Below are 17437 nucleotides of genomic sequence, written 5' to 3' on the forward strand. Positions count from 1 at the left end.
GCATTTAACCTGTTCACGAATCCTACAAAAGGATTGGTTGGAACTATATTCAAAAAATGTTCTAGCTGCCGATATACCTATAGTATTAAGATTTGAAAATTATCCCAACCAGGAAACATGGAGGTCGTATTCAATGGCAAAATCATGGACCGTAATGGTCGATGGCTCACCACACGAAATTGGCATTAGAACAGGGCCCTTTAAATGCAAAATCACCGTGGATGGGGTTGAAAGTCGGGTGAAGAGTAGAAGCACAGTGATTCGGCTCATTGATGAACCTATAGTTATCGGGAGCAAAACCCTGAACCTGACTGCAATTGGAGGAAAAGTGGATTTGGCGGTTGACGGATTTTATCTGAATTCCGCAAAACCTTACATCCCCCTTAACAATATCCCGGGCTGGTCAACGGCTATTATGCTGATTCTCACGATATTTGGCTTGCTTTTAGGAGGGCTGATCAGTTGCTCCATCGGTGTACTGGGAGGGGTATCCGTCGTTTCAAATTCACTGGCACCCGGACAGAAAAGCCGGCTCCCTGTCTGTCTGGCCATTACAGCCGCCACCGTGGCGGTGCAGATTGCATACGTTTTTCTTCGGGTACAGCTCATGTATTGATTTACAATCCTGGAATACATAGCCGATGTAACTGGAAATACATAGAAAAATATGCCGACATTATCGGGTGGAAAATGTTCTAGCGCACTTTCTAACCCTTCCAACTCCAAAAAGATGCAAATCTGCAGGTATTTTAGGCCAGTCCCCGAGAGAATTCGAAAATAGATGCAAATCTGCAGGCATTTCTAGCGATTTTAGAGAAACGAGCCGATTGCGTCAAAAATTCCTGCAGAATTGCAGGAATTTTGAAATTATTGTTCCAAACAGAAAAAAAACATGCACATATGCAGGAATTCTATGTTATCCAGGTTGTCTGATGGGGCACTATCACCCTGGATACTTGACGACCGGCCACTTTTGCTTCCGCAACGCGTTCATCGCTTCGGGACCCAGGTTAAGATTGTCTTGTACCAACTGATGAGGCGTCAGCGCCATCCATTGATTCAGGGAAACGTCTTCGAAACGATCGCTCTTAAACATTTCAAGAAACCACAAGCTTTCGTTCCCCGTGTTCTGAATGTAGTGTCCGTAGGCGAACGGTACGTATCCCACATCCCCGGCGCGATAATCAAACGTACGGGCTGTGCCGTTCGCCGCAAACACCGTCATGCGTCCCATTCCCGAGATGTAATACTGCCATTCATCATTGTTGGGATGCCAGTGCATTTCCCGCATACCGCCCGGCTTGATCTCAACCAAAGCGGCGGCAATTTGGGTCGAGATGGGAAAGTTCGTTGAATCGACGATCCGAACGGTCCCCCCCGGAGTAACCATCGGCTTCTGCGCGAGCAGTCGATGCGAAAAGGTCAAAGGAACCGTTCCATAGGGATCCGCTACCTGCTGGCTTTCCAGGGAGCCGGGCACATTCGCCTGGAAAATATACCGCTGTTCTTTTGGAATATGGGCAAAAGCGCTCGCCGGCACCCCGAAATTCGCAGCCAATACGTCCTCCGGGGTATGCGCGAACCAGTCGGAAATCGATAAAGTATTGAGGTCGGAGAAGCCGCCGTCGTCAAAAACGAGCAAAAACTCGCAGCCTTCTTCCAACCCTTGAATCGAATGGGGGACTCCGGGGGGAAAGTACCACAGGTCGCCAACGCCCACATCGGCTATAAAGTTCCTTCCGTTCTGATCGACCGCAGTAATCCGGGCCCGGCCCACAAGCATGATGGACCACTCCGCCTGCTGATGCCAATGCAGTTCACGGACACCGCCCGGCGTAAGCGCCATATTGACCCCGGCCAGCGTAGTTGCCGTCGGAAGCTCCCTGACCGTAACCTCCCGCGACCAACCGCCATGATTCAACTGCATATGCGCATCGGAAAATGAAAACTTCAGGTTGGGGATCGTTCCGGCATCCGTGACGGGAGGAACCAGCAAATCCGGGTTCTCACAGTCCCGCAGAATATCACGCGGACCGAGGTCCCACCAACCCGCTCCATCCTTCCTTATCGGTTGCGGGATTTGTCCCGTTACTGCTTGGTGTTGCGGGTTATTCTCCACATTATCACTCCTCCTTCTCTACTTGCCGCTAATCTAAATTATGCGAAGTGGACTTTTCCCAATCACCGCGACAAGAAAAGGAGATCTTGCCTTCAAATTATGTACTCCATTCCATAGGTCTTGCGTAAATTAAATCGAAAGTAATGCGACAATTTATGTGACTCCAATCACATTCTCTAAGACGGGCTATCCATTAAAGTAGTAGACGGCTTTACATGAAATGGATCGTTATTTCTCTTTAATGAGGGGGGAGATCCCATTCAGGTTCAAGATACGCATTCGAATAAACCGCACCAAAAGCTTCAACGAAGAAGAATGGTCTTGTTTTTGAGCTGCTGTATCCTGGTGCTCCTGTCCATACTGTATGGACTGGCAAAAGGTTCTGTTCCGCTCGGCATTTCTGAAGTTTGGAGCGGCTTAACCTCAACCACGGACGGCATCGAGCATCAGATCGTCTGGAATTTGCGCCTGCCCCGCGTGTTAACCGGGCTGTTGGTAGGGATGTGCCTGGCGGTCTCGGGCGCTATCCTCCAAGGGATTATGCGAAATCCCTTAGCCGACCCCGGAGTGATCGGCATCTCCTCCGGCGCCGGGTTGGTAGCGATCATTACGATGTTGATTTTTCCGCAGTTCATGAGTTTATTGCCCTTCGGCGCGTTTCTGGGGGCGTTCATAGCAGCTGCTTTCGTGTATTTGCTGGCATGGGAAGGCGGGGTCTCGCCGCTTCGCCTAATTCTGGCCGGCGTTGCGATTAACACGCTTCTCGGGGCTGTCACCTCGGCGATTATGATGCTACACAGCGACAAGGTGCAGGCGGTCCTGCCGTGGTTAATGGGGGGACTAAGCGAGCGCAGTTGGCCGCATTTCTGGACGATTTTACCCTATGCGTCGGTAGGTTTGATTCTCTCGCTCTTTGCCGCCAGAACAGCCAATATCCTGCGTCTGGGAGACGACGCGGCCAAACTGCTGGGCCACAAGGTGGAGAAAAGCCGCCTTCTGCTCATTCTATTAAGCACGTTCCTGGCCGGGGCTGCGGTAAGCGTAGCCGGGCTGATCGGTTTCGTCGGTTTGGTCGTGCCGCATATCATCCGCTTGATCATCGGCGACGATTACCGTTTTCTTATTCCTGTTTCGGCGCTGTTCGGCGGGATGCTGGTCGTTTTTGCGGATACGGCGGCCAGAAGCTGGTTTGATCCGATTGAGCTGCCCGTCGGGATTTTGTTGGCGGCGGTCGGCGGTCCATTTTTCCTGTACCTGCTCCAACGCGGGAAGTTGATGGGTGGAAGATAGGGAAGGCAAATACATATATAAGGTGGGGTTACAAATATGACAATGGCAACTCGGTTGAACCGATCTTTCGTTACGATGAGCGCGATGGTTAGTATCCTTCTCCTTGTCGCCGGCTGCGACAATGCCTCTATAAACAAAGACGATACCGCGGCGAGTGTCCAGGAAACGACGGCCTCCGGAGCTTATGCCGCACAGCAAGCCGTTACGGTGACGGATTTGGCGGGCCAAACGGTTGAATTTACCGAGGTGCCGCAGCGGATCGTGACTTTCAGTGCAGGGGATATGTCCATCGTTCAAGCCTTAGGCGGAACCGTGGTAGGCAGGCCCTCAATGAGAGGCGAAGTGCCTGCGGAAGCGAAGGACATTGCCGAAATCGGAACAACAAACGCCATAAATTTGGAGAAGGTGGCCGCATTGCAGCCGGACCTGATCATCGCCCACCGGCAGCTGAATGTCAAGGATATCCCGGCGTTGAAACAACTGGGGGCTAAAATTCTGTTAACGGGCGCTGCTTCGCTTGAAGAGAATAACGCCTCCATCGAAATGATAGGCAAAGTGTTGAACAAGACGAACGAGGCGGAAGCGCTGGTCAAGCGGATCAACGATAAAGTGGCCGAATTGGCAGGGCAGAACAACGGTGACGAAATCCGTTCCTTGATTGTCTTCGGCTTACCGTCAAATTGGATGGTGGCACTCCCGGATTCTTTGTCCGGCAGCTTATTGGATGCGGTGGGAGGATTCAATATCGCTAAAGATTATCCCCAGCTTGAAAGGTTCCCGCAGTACGCCCAATTGAATATTGAACGCATCGTCGAAGCCGACCCGCAAGTGGTGTTCCTGATTACACCGGGGCCGCAGGAAATTGCGGAGAAATCGTTCAAAGCCGAAATGAGCAAGAATCCATCCTGGAGCCATATCGACGCGGTGAAGCAGGGGCATTTTATCGTATTGCCCAACAGCTTGTTCGGATCGAACCCCGGGGCCAAAATCATCGATTCCCTGGATTATCTACACAACGAATTGCAGAAGGTCGCGGCGAAATGATCCGTCAAAAAGGAGGAGGCCCATGTCTCTCTCACTATCAGCCCAGCAAATCGAATACCGACAGTCCGCAGCTTTTTCCCTTCAGAGTTTGTCCATGCAGTTTCAAGCGGGGAAGATTACGAGCATTATCGGTCCGAACGGTTCCGGAAAATCCACGCTGCTGCGCTTAATGTCCAATCTGGCTCACCCCGACAAGGGGACTGTAATGCTTGACGGCAAAGAGATATCGGGGATTCATCCGAAAAAACTAGCCCGGACGATGACGATGCTGACGCAATCGCCAAACCTGGACTTGGAGTTGACCGTTCACGACTTGGTCTCGCACGGACGGCTGCCGCATCGGAAATGGTACGAGAAGCTGACCGGCGAGGATCATGAGCGGATTGACTGGGCGATCTCTATCACCAATTTGAAGCATTTGCAGCATCAATCCGTTCATCGGTTGTCCGGCGGCGAAAGACAGCGGGCATGGATTGCCATGGCCGTTGTCCAATCGCCTAAAGTTCTCTTGTTAGACGAGCCGACGACATACCTCGATATCTCCCATCAGATGGAAGTGCTTGAACTGGTGCAGTACCTGAATCAAGCCTTGGGTATGACAGTGGTGATGGTGCTGCACGATATCAATCAGGCGGCCAAATATAGCGATGAGCTCGTAGTGATGAAGGATGGGACGATTTATTCATCCGGCAAACCGCTTGAGATTATACATCCTGCGCTGTTTGAGGATGTCTTTCTGATTGAAGCCAAGGTTCATCAGGAGAATGGGGTCCCTTTCTTTACCCCCGTACGTCTGCTGCGCAAAAGATACGATGACAGGTAAGCGAAATACCCTATTTGGGCATGTTGGGGAGCGACTTCCAGCCAAGATGCCCGGGGGCCCATCGGATGCTCCTATTTAAATAGTTGCAGCAACGTTTCGTGCCTGTTCATCCAGCTTCTGGGCAAAATCCACAACGCTGTCGAAGTCACCCAGGGTCACACGAATCTGTTGTTGGCTTTCCTCCACAGAAGACTGGACGCGCCCGATCCCTTCCGAAATCTCGGAAACCTCCCTTGCAATACCGTTGACCGTTCCTTGAATTCTGGTGATGGATTCTGTCACCTCGTTGGCCAGCTTGCGCACTTCTGTGGCCACGACATTAAACCTTCTGCCATACGGCCCCGCATGGGCTGCCTCGATGGCGGCATTCAGGGCGAGCAGATGGGTCTGAGAGGCGATGTCCCGGATCGTCCGCACAATTCCCTGGATGGACTTGGCCTGCTCATGGAGCTTGGCCACGTTCCGCTCCAGCGCCCTGAGGACCAATTCGTCCGTTACCGCCTGGTTCTTCATAACTAAGTTTGTCGACCTCCACTATAAAAATAAGCAACACATCTCCAGTTTAACAACGCGATCTGGACAATAAATATACAGGGCCAAGAGGATTCCCCCTGCAGGTGTCGAAAACTCTCAGGGAAGCAGCAGACTTTTTCCAAATAAATGGGGGATATAACGGATGAACCTTCAATCACTCTTTCACGAATATCTGAATCTGAAATTCAATAGAGGTTTACAACCCGTGCAAACGGACAGTTTCGAATATAGCTTTTGTGAAGACGGTAGAACAGCGTTGTTCTTGACCGGTCGTGATGACGAGATCTTTACGGACTGGACGGACGAATTACAGCCGAGAGATCCCCATTACATCATGAACCCCGACTGGGAGCCTGTGCTCTCGGATATTTTCAAACAGATGGATGTATATGATGAACTGATATTTTACTACCTGCTGTTTACGATCAACACGACGACGACCATAGCCAATAGCAATCCATACGGCGCAATGAACGATTTCATGAAAAACTATTGTTTTTTTCAGTTCGCTCAATTGGCGAATGCGTCCGCCTTACATGAGGAACAGAGGCATCAGTTAAGGGGCTTCTTCTTCTTTTTCTACCTTTACGCCCACCCGGTGAACGAGGAAACCCTCTATGCGTTCTCCTTCAGCGGGCAGGATTTGGTTCATACGAAGACCCGGATCAATATGGAGCGGTACTTCTCCTTGTATCACGATTACTACAGCGAGAATCTCGGCAAGTTCAGCGGGAAAATAAACCTGTCCCCCCAAGAAATCGAAGCGTGCAAAAACCTCACGTTGGAGCTGTTAAGATCCATCGAAGGGAAATCCGCCAAGCTCGTCTTGCCGCCGGAAGATGGATTGGAGGACGTGCTGCGGTTGGTCAATCACGTTGACGCGTTGATCCGTGCTTATTCGGAGAATAAAACCCGGGTATTCGAGATGATGGCCGGATTCCTCTCCGACCTCCGCTCCAACCCTTACCGTGATCACTGTTTCCGGACGCTGCTTCAAAATTATGTTTGTTACATTCTCTATTTTAAATTTGATGAGATTCATCATTTGGTGGATTACTTTAAAAACACTCCCACATGGTGCGAGAAGATAATTAACCATATATTTGCGGATACCATCTTTGTGCAGCGAATCATGAGGCTTAACCATATCGATATTTCCGAGTATAAACAGGTAATCGCGTATTTTGGAGCAGAGGCCCGGAGGATTTATCTGTAGGCCCAAAATTCTCTCTATAATTCCTCGACCTCATACAAAGACATATCCAATCCCTGAACGAACGGAGTCCACTCTCCTGTGGAGTACAGCAGCAGCCGATGCATGGCGCGAGTGCATGCCGTATAAAACAGCTTGCGCTCGTTCTCCGCATGATAGGTCCGCGAGGATGCGTCATAGATGAGCACCGCGTCAAATTCAACCCCCTTGGCAAGGTATACGGGGAGAATCAACGTGCCTTGTTCGAAAGTGGGCGTGCTTTTCGTCACATGTTTCAGCCCCCGGCATCCCTGGGACAGCAGGAAATCATAGGCTTCCCGGCTTTCGGCCGCCGTCTTCGTAACGATGCCGATGGAGACCAAGCCCTCCGCTCGAAGCTCGGCTATGTGCTCCGCTATCCGCGCCGTCCGCTTCTCTACGCTGCCCAATCTGGACAGCAGCGGCTTCCGTCCGCTCCGTTCAAAGGCCACAATCTCCTTGCCGTCCGGCAGCAGCGACTTCGTGAATGACACGATCTCGCGGGTCGAGCGGTAACTGCGAATCAGGCGAAATAAGCTTGTTTCCGCCTCCCCGTAAAGCCGGAGAAGCGGCGAGTGTTCGCCGTACAGCTCCGTGGCCTGAGCGAAGATGGCCTGGCCGAAATCGCCGAGCACCGTCATGCGGGCACGGGGAAACATTTTTTTGAGAAACTCGTATTGAAACAGCGAATAATCCTGACCCTCATCGACAAAAACATGCCGGATCTCCGTGTTCGTCCGGACGCCCTCTATGAGTTCTTTCAGATACAGGTATGGTGTCGCATCTTCATAGAACAGTTCCATCCGGCCGAGCTTCTCCCGGGTCTGCCCGCAGATTTCCGCCCAATGCGAAGGAATTCCAGCGCTGTCAGCGCTATCGGTCATCTCCCTGAACGTATCCTCTTCCTCAAACAACTGGCCGTACAACCCAACCATATCTATGAAACTCATCCGCTTCACGCTTCGTTTCAGTGGTTTGAATTGTTCCTTGACGATCATCCGCCGCAGCAATTGCTCCTCCCGGTCGGCATAGTCGAAATCGGCTTCATCCGGCCTCCGCTCCCCCTGCAGCATTTCGCGGACTTCCTCATATTGTTCGGCAAAGTCAAACACGCCCCGCTCCTTGTGCAGTTGTTGAAACGCTTCGGCGTACTGATCTTTGTCGAGATAGTCCAACTCCTCCTGCACCCACAGTTCTTCCCGTTCCTTGCTTTCCAGCGAAGCCAATTCGCGCAGCAGCCACTCCTGCATCATGGCAATCCGGTTGTTCATGCGGATGGAAGGGTCAAAACTGTAGAACTTGGATTTCATCTGCTCGGCCGTGATGAGATCACGATCGCGGAACCGGATGCTGTGGAATCGCATGCCCTCATGCTCCAACCACACCGCGTAATTCCCGAGAGCTTGAAGGAACACGGCCGACGCTTTATATTCAATGCCTTGAACCCGGGCCTCATACCCTTCACCGGAAGCCCCCGTCAAAACATATTCGATCTGATCGAAGGGGTCCTCCACTTGAAACGTCCCGCCCAGCCAGTAGTCGAGATACTCCTGGAAGGTCGTTTGCTGCATATTTTCCTCACCAAGCTCGGGAAGAACCGTAGAGACGTAGCTATTGAACATCGGGTTAGGCGAAAAAAGAACGATTTGATCCGCCTTCAGCCGCTCCCGGTGTTTATACAGCAAGTACGCTGCCCGCTGCAGCGCCGCCGAGGTCTTTCCGCTTCCGGCAGCCCCTTGAACGATCAGCATTCGGCTTTTGTCCTCGCGGATGATGGCGTTCTGCTCCTTTTGAATCGTCGCGACGATGCTCTTCATCTGATGGTCCGCACCCTTGCCCAACACCTGCTGCAGCAATTCATCGCCGATCGTCACGCTCGTATCGAATACGTTTCGCAGTTCGCCCTCCCGGATTTGATACTGCCGTTTCAGCTTCATCGTACCGTTGATCGTTCCGCCCGGGGTATCGTACGCCGCCGCCCCCGGGGAATGATCGTAGTACATGCTCGCAATCGGGGTGCGCCAATCGTACACCAGAAAACTCATCCCGTCAGTATCGACGAAGGAGGATACGCCGATGTAGACCTGCTCGGTAAAACTCATGCCCTCCTCATGAAAATCGATACGCCCGAAGTAAGGGGATGCCAGCAACCGCTGCATATTTTTCCACTGCTGCATCCGCTGCCGGTGGCTCCGCTCCCGCTCGGACAATAGCGCTTCCTGCTGCCGGATACTGTAGAAGGTCTCTTCAAAATCCTCATCCGTGCCGGTGTTGACAGTCACTTCTACCCAAAACTGCCTGCGTATACCTGCCACCTGTTCATGCAGCCCGGACACCTCCGGTTCCAGTTCGGCGATCCTGCCTTGCAGCTTTTCCGTAACCCTATCCAGCCGCTCCCGCTCTTGTCTCCAATCCTCGGCGCTGATCATCTTCTGTCTACATCCCTTCATTCAATTTTTGAAAAATACGATTTGACAAACCGAAATGCCATATGGTAAGATTAAAGTGTAAATAAGATAGGGTGACTACGCGCTTTTTTGAAAAAAATCGATAGTAGTTCTCCAATCATATCACAGCATATCTTTGTGCGCAACTTTAAACCGTCATAATTAAACCCGGCAGATCCGCCGGGTTTTTGATTTTTTTATGCGACGTGCTTTCTTTATAAGACCCGCCTCAGTCCTCCATGGGATTATTATCCGAAAACAAATCCGGATTGTGCTTGAGCATTTCGGTGATTACTTTCTCCACCCTAGCCGCATCACAGACCCTTACAACAGCGTCGCCGAACCGGCCCTTATACATCGCGCCTTTGCTTTCCAGGATCTCATCCACTTTCCAGAAATGCTCGGACCATGACAACCCGCAATGTCTGCGGGAAGGTACCGGTATTTCTGTTCCGTCGGGCAAAACCGTGTAAAGCGTCTCATGATCATCCGTTAATCTACCCGGGATGTCGGCCCATTCTTCAACGCCATGAATAAAGGTATTGCGTCTTAAATCGACCCCCACCAACAATATGGTCGCGTTTCGGTCGAGCAACTTCCCCCAGGCGGAGCCTCTTGCGCAGGGCGTATCAAAACAATGATCGTCTTTCGTGAACTCCAGGGCATCCCGACCTAACGCCGCCACCGAGTGGGTGGGGTGTAACGAACGCACTGCACCGGGCCGTTTCCGAAAAAGTTCGGGTAATATCCCGATGCAAGAGGGCGTCCGGTCCACGTAGAATCTCGGATTATCCGCATTGATGGAGGACCAGGTATGGGTAGGCAACACCAGCAGCCCGTCCTTCATATACGCGGTAAACGCATCCAAGACAGTATCCGCGCCACCCTCGACCGGACCCATGCTTTTCAGCGAGGAATGGATCAGCATCGTTCCTTTGCCGTCAATCCCCATGTGCTCTAGCTGCTTTATTAAACTCTCTTTCGTGTGCATGTTCTTTTTTCCTCCGACCACTTTTTCAAAAACTTGCCCAACAGATGCCGAGAAAGCCTACTGCAGCTTGTTCTCGATCCGCTGCATGAACTCCTCGGCTGCGCTGTAACCGAGCTGTTTGAGATACCAGTTGTTCGCCGCCGCCTCGATTAAACCGGCTACATCCCGTCCCGGCTGAAGCTGGATTTCAATGTGCGGAATTTGGACGCCAAGATATTCGGTGAACTGAGGCACCACCTCCAGCTCATTGTTCAGCGAATTTTCCTTCCATGGAGACAGCTCGATGTCGAGCACGATACGCGTCTCGTCCTGAAATGCCCGGCGCCCATATTGGCGAACGACATTGATCAATCCGACGCTGCGCAGGGCAAGAAACTCGCGTGTCGTCTCATTGTGTGTTCCGAGAAGCGTCGAAGGGCCCAGCTTCTTGAGGACCACAATATCGTCCGCCACAAAGCGGTGCCCCCTGCGAATGAGCGTATGGGCGGTCTCGCTTTTGCCGATTCCGGATTTGCCCCGAAGCAGGATACCTATCCCCGAAACATTCACGCAGACCCCATGAATCGACAACTCCGGCGCCAATGCCTTCACCAGATAGTTATCCAGCTTGGCGATAAACTCCGTTGTCGTCTCGGACGTGCGTAGGAGCGGTATGCCCTCCTGGTCGCAGAACAGAGTTAGATAGGGAATCTCCTGCTGCCCTGACGTCACAATAAAACAAGGCGGTTGATATTTGACAATGTTTCCGATATGAAGCTTGCGTTCCTCTATGCTGAGCGTCAATAAATAGGTGATCTCCTTGCGGCCGAGCACTTGCACTCGCTCCATCGGAAAAAAATCAAAATACCCGACAAACTCCAGTCCGGGTCTGTGCGTCCGTGGACGGGTTATCAAGCGGTCCATTCGGCCGGCTCCCGCGAGCACTTCCAATTGGAACGATTCTGCAAGGCTTTGGACGGTAATCGATTTCATGTAGTTCTCCTCCTGCTGCTAGGGCGTACCCGAAATATACCGATTCATCGATACTTTGTTCTGGATATATTCCACGACCGATCGGTGCATTCCTGCCCCATATTCTTATATGTCACTGGATGTTTTAATTCGCAAATATTTGCGCGACAACGCAAAATATCATGCGGTATACACGGATTTGCGCCAGTTTACTATTTGATATATTGATATTGCCTATCCCGCACCTAATACATTTTGAGGAGAAAAAATCGATGAAAATCATCATTCCCAAAGGAATCACCCCAGCTATCCTGACAACGGCCATCCTGATTGGATGGACTGCGGCCGCGCCAAGCCTACCCGTTGCAGCCGCACAAGACCCTATCGCGTCGGCGCAGACCGCGTCAACCGCTTCGAAGAAGACCATTCCCGTCACCGCCGAGTCGGTGGAACAGTTTGCCGATGCTTATTTTTCGCGTCCCGATGTTAAAGAACGGCTCAAGGGCGCACTCTTTCTTGTCGTTAAAGATGATAAAATCCTGCTCAATAAAGGATACGGTTATGCCGATGCGGCCGCAAAAAAGCCGGTTGACCCCGATACCACGGTTTTCAGAATGGCGTCCATTTCCAAAGTCTTTACAGCAGCGGCCGTCATGCAGCTCGCCGAGCAAGGCAAAATCGATCTGGAGCGCGACATCTCCGAATATATGGCGGGTATCACCATCCCTAATCAAACAGGATCCCCGCTGACGATGAAACATCTGTTAACCCATACAACCGGGTACGACTATACAGAGGGTTCCGCAGCTGCGAACCGCACTTCTCTGGAGCGCTACGTCAAAGAAAACATACCGACCGTCATACGTAAGCCTGGAGAAGCCTACCGTTATGACAATATCGCTTACGTACAACAGGGTTATATCGTACAAAATGTGGCGAAGCTCCCGTTTGAAACTTATACGAAAGAGCACATTTTAAAACCGCTCGGCATGAACAGATCCGATTTTGTAATGAGTGACGAGATCCAAGCCAATCTGGCCAAGGGGTATGATCCTGAAGGCAACGAGATTCCTTTGTACGAGAATACCCCCTATATCGATCCCACCGGAGGATTATTCTCAACCGGGAGCGATATGGCCAAATTTATCATAGCGATGCTGAATGACGGCAAGCTCGGGGAGACCCGGATATTGCAGGAACAAACCGCCCGGACCATGAAATCCTTTCAATTCGGCGTTCATTCCGAGCTGCCTGTGATGGCTTATGGGTTCGAGTCCTTCTTTAACCACCTTCACAACGGAGAGGACGTCATCGGGAAAGGCGGGGATCTTGCCGGAGCTCACTCCTGGATGTGGATGCTGCCCGAGCACAAAGTAGGTGCGATGGTGATCGTAAACGGCGAGGCCATAGACCCTAGAGTCGAACTGTTCGCCGCCTTCATGCAGCAGTTTTATCCCGATCAACGCTCTGTCGCAACGCCTCAACTTCAACGGGCACAAGAACAACAAGCACCTTTGACCCGGTTTGAAGGCACTTACCGCAACCTGCGGAATCCGCAGGCGATCTCGCGTATTACGGCCAGTCAGGACGGTACTCTTACGGTAAAAGATCAGATGGGCACGCATAAGCTGCAGAAATTGGAGGCGTTGTTGTTTCAAGACGAGGAGGGCATGAAGGCGGGATTTAAAGAGGATAGCGGCGGAGAAATCAGCTACTTCTACTATAATGCCCCGGACAGCTTTTTTGAAAAATTGCCAAACCCTGAGCCCTACAGTGACGTACCTGAGCATCACCCGTACGCCTCTTCGATTTATCTGTTAAAGCAGCTTCGGAAGGTCAGCGATGGCGACCCGAGCACATTCGGGCCAGAGGAAACTTTAACCCGTGCCGAATTCGTGCAAATGCTGGTACAGATCGGCGGATTTCCAATGAGCAAGCAGCCTGTCCGATTCGCCGATTCGGCGGGTCATCGGCTGGCACCGGAAATTCAGACAGCCGTAGAACATTTAGGTGTCGAAGGATTACAGGATGGACGTTTTGAACCGGATCGAGCGATCACGAGGCAGGAAGCCGCTTCATTAGCATGGAAGTTTGCGCAGACGTATAGACCGGACCTGCCGCAAACCGCAAAACTAAGCGGCGAACACCCCTCACCTTGGGCCAGGGAGGCCGTTCAATTTGTAATCGCCGCAAAGCTGTTTGGCCCCGAAGTAGGCATGGGCGCTGACGGGACGGTCGATTATAAGCCAACGCGCCCCATGCTTCGCCAAGAAGCCGCCGCGTTGCTAGCTCCGCTTGCCGTTCCGTCGGGATCGTAGTTGCTCCAACCGCTCTTCGATTAAGCTGATCAGCCGCACTTTCTCTTCGTCAGATATCCATTCCGATAGCCTTGCGGCTGCTATCGGCAGTATCCACTCGCCAATGTCATTGAATCGCAGACCGGAATAGGTAAGATATTGTTCCAAATATACATCGCTGATCGTGGACCTTACCCGTTCAAGTGCACTTTAAACGCTGCAAATACTTCGGCCGTTCGACCCTCACTAATCTTTCTCAATGCCTCATCTCCTAATTTTAAAAGGCCGGTTCCCCGGCCTTCCTGACTGTAGCAAAAGGGTCAAGCGTCTAAAGACTGTTGTTTCTTTACCGCTACGTTGCTGTTTCTCCCCCTTCTTCTTTTACTGCCCGCATACAAAGCAAATAATAGAACAAACCAGAGGGGTGTCAGCAATAATGCCATCCGTGTTTCTTTAGCGACCAACATAATCAGGAGAATGATCGCAAACAATGCCAGGACAACATAATTCACGAACGGCGTAAACGGTGCTTTGAATTTGGAATTCGCGTGCAGTTGCGGCTGCTTTTTCTTATACCGTAAATGACAGACCAGTATGACACCCCAGACCCATATAAAACAAATGGCGCTAATGGTTGTCACGATGCCGAAAGCTTGCTCCGGAACGAGCTTGCTCAAGAGGGCTCCCGCCGAAATGACAAGCGTGGATATGAATAACGCGTTTCTCGGCACATGATTTTTGTTCAGTTTTGCCAAATGGGATGGAGCCTGGTCATTCTTCCCTAGATTGTACATGATACGGCTTGTTGAGAACATCCCGCTGTTGCAGGCGGAAGCGGCCGAAGTTAATACGACAAAGTTGATAATTCCAGCGGCCACCGGAATCCCGACTAAACTGAACGTTTTAACGAACGGACTTTCCGAAGGACTCAGTCCCGTCCAGGGATTAATGCACAAAAGGGCAACCAGCGCACCAACGTAGAAAAATAGAATTCTTAACGGAATTTTATTAATCGCCGAGGGAATATTTTTTTCAGGATTCGCGGTTTCCGCGGCCGATACCCCTACCAGCTCCACACCGACAAAGGCAAACACGACCATTTGGAACGAGAGTAGGAACCCGGTAATCCCGTGAGGAAAAATTCCTCCATGCTCCCATATGTTTTTTACCGTGACCATGCCCGCCTCGGTTTTAAATCCTATGATCAGCAAAACAACCCCGATGGCGATTAAAGCAAGGATCGTCACCACTTTAATTAAGGCAAACCAAAATTCCAATTCTCCGAAACTTTTCACGGTCAGCAGATTGAGCCCCAATAAAATAATTAGACAGATGACAGCCGGGATCCATTGCGGGATATTAAACCAGTACTGTACATATACCCCGACGGCGATCACATCGGCCATAGCGGTCATAATCCAGCAAAACCAATAGGTCCATCCGGTTACAAACGCGGCCCTTGGTCCGAGATAGTCCTCGGCAATGTCGGTAAAAGATTGATATCCCGCTTTCGACAACAGGAGCTCTCCGAGCGCTCTCATCACAAAAAACACAGCGATCCCCACGATGAAATAAGCCAAAATAATGGACGGCCCCGCCAGTTGAATCGCTTTGCCCGATCCGAGAAACAAACCGGTACCAATGGTGCCGCCAATGGCAATAAGTTGGACATGTCGATTCGCTAAATCTCTCTTCAATTCTTGTTGTGCCATACCTAACTCCCCCTTAATCAATTAAATCCATTCATGTGAAATGATGAACAACCATGAACGCCAATAAAAAAAGAGATTGGATCACTCCAATCTCATGGTCATAAGAATAATAAATAAAGTTTGTTATTCAAATTTAAGAAATAACAAATAGATTATTTAATACTCTCCTGTCCTTTTGCCTGAGATGGTGAACCCTTCGGCGCCGCGGAACCCCGCGGTCTCTCCAGAAGCCGCTCCTGCTATGGTACGATCCATAGCGATCATAGCTTGCTTGCTATTCAATTTTCACTTTAAATATTTTTCAATACTACTCCCGGCAGCCTGACTTTGTCAATAACATAAATTTCATGTTGGGATCCGCCCAGTAAAACAAAAAGCCAAGCACGGCTTGATGCCGGCCTAGCTTTTTTGTTAAATCACAATGGCTCGTTTTTCTTCCGTTAAGCCGAGCGCCTTCGCGGTTTCCGGATCGATTTGGCGGAAAAGGTCCGGGTTTTCCGACAGCGATAAGCCATAGGACGGGATCATTTCCTTAATCTTTGGCTCCCAAGCTTTCAAATGCTGCGGGAAGCATTTTTTGATGACCTCAAGCATGACGTGAACGGCCGTCGAAGCCCCCGGAGAAGCGCCCAGCAATGCGGCAACCGAGCCATCGGCGGCACTCACTACCTCCGTGCCGAATTGAAGCGTTCCTTTACCGCCCTCCACTGTATCTTTAATAACCTGTACGCGTTGGCCGGCGACGACCAGCTCCCAATCTTCACTCTTGGCGCTAGGGATGAACTCGCGCAATTCATTCATGCGCTGTTCTTTGGACAGCATCAGCTGCTGGATGAGGTATTTCGTCAGTGACATCTCTTTCGCGCCCGCCGCCAACATCGTCAAGAGATTATGCGGTTTTACGGATGTGATTAAATCGAACATGGATCCCGTTTTTAGAAACTTGGGAGAAAAGCCGGCAAACGGTCCAAAAAGCAGCGATTTCCGGTTGTCGATATATCTGGTATCCAGATGCGGAACCGACATGGGCGGAGCGCCCACCGAAGCTTTGCCGTACACTTTCGCATGATGCTGCTGGACGACCTCCGGGTTATTGCACACCAGGAATATTCCGCTGACCGGAAATCCCCCAATCCGTTTTCCTTCGGGAATGCCGGATTTTTGCAGCAGGTGCAGGCTTCCTCCACCAGCCCCGATAAAGACAAACTTTGCGGTATGGCGTTCGACGGCACCGCTGTCCAGATTTTTTACTTTTAATTCCCACAATCCGTCAGGGGTACGCTTCATATGGGTAACACTATGTTTGTAGCGGACTTCGGCATGGTGAGCCTTTAAGTGGTCGAACAACATCCGCGTCAAAGCGCCAAAGTTCACATCCGTACCGGAATCGATCTTGGTCGCCGCCACCGGTTCGGTAGAACTGCGGTTTTTCATCATGAGCGGAAGCCATTCCCTCAGTTTTCCGGGATCATCGGAGAATTCCATCCCGTGAAACAGGGGGTGGTTGGACAGGGCTTCAAAACGCCGCTTTAAAAACTTGACGTTCTGCTCCCCGCGAACATAACTCAAATGAGGCAGCGGCATGATAAAGTCGCCGGGATTATGGATCAGCTGGCTGTTTACCAAGTAAGCCCAAAACTGCTTGGAGATTTGAAATTGCTCATTCACTTTGATGGCTTTGCTGATATCTATGGATCCGTCAGGCCGCTCAACGGTATAGTTAAGTTCGCACAGGGCGGCATGCCCCGTTCCCGCATTATTCCATTCGTTCGAACTTTCCTCCCCCGCGCGGGAGAGTTTTTCAAAAACCGTGATTTTCCAGTCCGGCGCTAATTCTTTTAACAGGGTTCCCAACGTTGCGCTCATAATTCCGGCACCAATCAAGACAACATCTGTACTAGTTTGTCCGTAACTCATTCTACCCTTCCTCACCCTAGAATTTGCCGAAACGATGTAAGCGCTCTCGCCCCGGCATCGCCATAAACCCGTCTCAAGTTC

Annotated in this window: 13 protein-coding genes and 1 riboswitch; of the genes, 6 read left to right on the forward strand and 7 right to left on the reverse strand. The window is 51.1% G+C overall.

The features are described from left to right. Window positions 1–133: 133 nt before the first annotated feature. A complete protein-coding gene (locus V4U84_RS05920; RefSeq protein ID WP_334072534.1) occupies window positions 134–616 on the forward strand; it encodes a hypothetical protein in 483 nt (160 codons plus the stop codon). Window positions 617–943: 327 nt separating this feature from the next. On the opposite strand, the gene V4U84_RS05925 is transcribed toward V4U84_RS05920, so the two are convergent. Further along, a complete protein-coding gene (locus tag V4U84_RS05925; RefSeq protein ID WP_334072535.1) occupies window positions 944–2119 on the reverse strand; it encodes an oxalate decarboxylase family bicupin in 1176 nt (391 codons plus the stop codon). A gap of 315 nt (window positions 2120–2434) precedes the next feature. Between V4U84_RS05925 and V4U84_RS05930 the strand changes: the two genes are divergently transcribed. Genes V4U84_RS05930 through V4U84_RS05940 form a run of 3 tightly spaced genes read left to right on the forward strand, consistent with a single transcriptional unit; the run spans window position 2435 to window position 5276 of the window. Then, a complete protein-coding gene (locus V4U84_RS05930; RefSeq protein WP_334072536.1) occupies window positions 2435–3409 on the forward strand; it encodes a FecCD family ABC transporter permease in 975 nt (324 codons plus the stop codon). Window positions 3410–3445: 36 nt separating this feature from the next. Next, a complete protein-coding gene (locus V4U84_RS05935) occupies window positions 3446–4453 on the forward strand; it encodes an ABC transporter substrate-binding protein (protein ID WP_334072537.1) in 1008 nt (335 codons plus the stop codon). 22 nt (window positions 4454–4475) lie between these two features. Continuing rightward, on the forward strand, window positions 4476–5276 hold the full coding sequence (locus V4U84_RS05940) for an ABC transporter ATP-binding protein (RefSeq protein WP_334072538.1): 801 nt from the start codon (window positions 4476–4478) through the stop codon (window positions 5274–5276). A 75-nt stretch (window positions 5277–5351) separates the two neighbouring features. Here V4U84_RS05940 and V4U84_RS05945 read toward each other — a convergent pair whose 3' ends face one another. Then, window positions 5352–5789: a methyl-accepting chemotaxis protein gene (locus tag V4U84_RS05945; RefSeq protein ID WP_334072539.1), complete on the reverse strand. Its 438-nt coding sequence runs from the start codon at window positions 5787–5789 to the stop codon at window positions 5352–5354. 163 nt (window positions 5790–5952) lie between these two features. On the opposite strand from V4U84_RS05945, the gene V4U84_RS05950 reads away from it, so the two are divergent. Further along, window positions 5953–7026: a hypothetical protein gene (locus V4U84_RS05950; RefSeq protein WP_334076909.1), complete on the forward strand. Its 1074-nt coding sequence runs from the start codon at window positions 5953–5955 to the stop codon at window positions 7024–7026. A gap of 14 nt (window positions 7027–7040) precedes the next feature. Here V4U84_RS05950 and helD read toward each other — a convergent pair whose 3' ends face one another. The 3 genes from helD to hprK all read right to left on the reverse strand — a co-directional run bounded on the left by helD (window position 7041) and on the right by hprK (window position 11451). Continuing rightward, window positions 7041–9470 carry an RNA polymerase recycling motor HelD gene (gene helD, locus V4U84_RS05955; RefSeq protein WP_334076910.1) on the reverse strand — a complete coding sequence of 810 codons (2430 nt, stop codon included), beginning with the start codon at window positions 9468–9470 and terminating at the stop codon, window positions 7041–7043. 247 nt (window positions 9471–9717) lie between these two features. Beyond that, window positions 9718–10479, reverse strand: coding sequence for an AAC(3) family N-acetyltransferase (locus V4U84_RS05960; RefSeq protein ID WP_334076911.1), 762 nt, complete (start codon window positions 10477–10479; stop codon window positions 9718–9720). Between the two features lie 57 nt (window positions 10480–10536). Then, on the reverse strand, window positions 10537–11451 hold the full coding sequence (gene hprK, locus V4U84_RS05965; RefSeq protein ID WP_334072543.1) for an HPr(Ser) kinase/phosphatase: 915 nt from the start codon (window positions 11449–11451) through the stop codon (window positions 10537–10539). A gap of 251 nt (window positions 11452–11702) precedes the next feature. On the opposite strand from hprK, the gene V4U84_RS05970 reads away from it, so the two are divergent. After that, on the forward strand, window positions 11703–13748 hold the full coding sequence (locus V4U84_RS05970; protein ID WP_334072544.1) for a serine hydrolase: 2046 nt from the start codon (window positions 11703–11705) through the stop codon (window positions 13746–13748). Between the two features lie 299 nt (window positions 13749–14047). On the opposite strand, the gene V4U84_RS05975 is transcribed toward V4U84_RS05970, so the two are convergent. After that, on the reverse strand, window positions 14048–15439 hold the full coding sequence (locus V4U84_RS05975; RefSeq protein ID WP_334072545.1) for an amino acid permease: 1392 nt from the start codon (window positions 15437–15439) through the stop codon (window positions 14048–14050). 157 nt (window positions 15440–15596) lie between these two features. Beyond that, a riboswitch (glycine riboswitch) is annotated at window positions 15597–15676 on the reverse strand. A gap of 174 nt (window positions 15677–15850) precedes the next feature. Then, complete coding sequence (locus V4U84_RS05980) at window positions 15851–17356, reverse strand: malate:quinone oxidoreductase (protein ID WP_334072546.1); 1506 nt, start codon at window positions 17354–17356, stop codon at window positions 15851–15853. Between the last annotated feature and the right edge of the window lie 81 nt (window positions 17357–17437).

Source organism: Paenibacillus sanfengchensis, assembly GCF_036864765.1.
Taxonomy (GTDB): Bacteria; Bacillota; Bacilli; order Paenibacillales; family Paenibacillaceae; genus Fontibacillus; species Fontibacillus sanfengchensis.

What these genes read in the sequence shown, in the direction of transcription:
- V4U84_RS05920 (WP_334072534.1), top strand. Translation starts at nt 134, where the DNA reads ATGGCAAAATCATGGACCGTAATGGTCGATGGCTCACCACACGAAATT.
- V4U84_RS05930 (WP_334072536.1), top strand. Translation starts at nt 2,435, where the DNA reads ATGGTCTTGTTTTTGAGCTGCTGTATCCTGGTGCTCCTGTCCATACTG.
- V4U84_RS05935 (WP_334072537.1), top strand. Translation starts at nt 3,446, where the DNA reads ATGACAATGGCAACTCGGTTGAACCGATCTTTCGTTACGATGAGCGCG.
- V4U84_RS05940 (WP_334072538.1), top strand. Translation starts at nt 4,476, where the DNA reads ATGTCTCTCTCACTATCAGCCCAGCAAATCGAATACCGACAGTCCGCA.
- V4U84_RS05945 (WP_334072539.1), bottom strand. Translation starts at nt 5,789, where the DNA reads ATGAAGAACCAGGCGGTAACGGACGAATTGGTCCTCAGGGCGCTGGAG.
- V4U84_RS05950 (WP_334076909.1), top strand. Translation starts at nt 5,953, where the DNA reads ATGAACCTTCAATCACTCTTTCACGAATATCTGAATCTGAAATTCAAT.
- helD (WP_334076910.1), bottom strand. Translation starts at nt 9,470, where the DNA reads ATGATCAGCGCCGAGGATTGGAGACAAGAGCGGGAGCGGCTGGATAGG.
- V4U84_RS05960 (WP_334076911.1), bottom strand. Translation starts at nt 10,479, where the DNA reads ATGCACACGAAAGAGAGTTTAATAAAGCAGCTAGAGCACATGGGGATT.
- hprK (WP_334072543.1), bottom strand. Translation starts at nt 11,451, where the DNA reads ATGAAATCGATTACCGTCCAAAGCCTTGCAGAATCGTTCCAATTGGAA.
- V4U84_RS05970 (WP_334072544.1), top strand. Translation starts at nt 11,703, where the DNA reads ATGAAAATCATCATTCCCAAAGGAATCACCCCAGCTATCCTGACAACG.
- V4U84_RS05975 (WP_334072545.1), bottom strand. Translation starts at nt 15,439, where the DNA reads ATGGCACAACAAGAATTGAAGAGAGATTTAGCGAATCGACATGTCCAA.
- V4U84_RS05980 (WP_334072546.1), bottom strand. Translation starts at nt 17,356, where the DNA reads ATGAGTTACGGACAAACTAGTACAGATGTTGTCTTGATTGGTGCCGGA.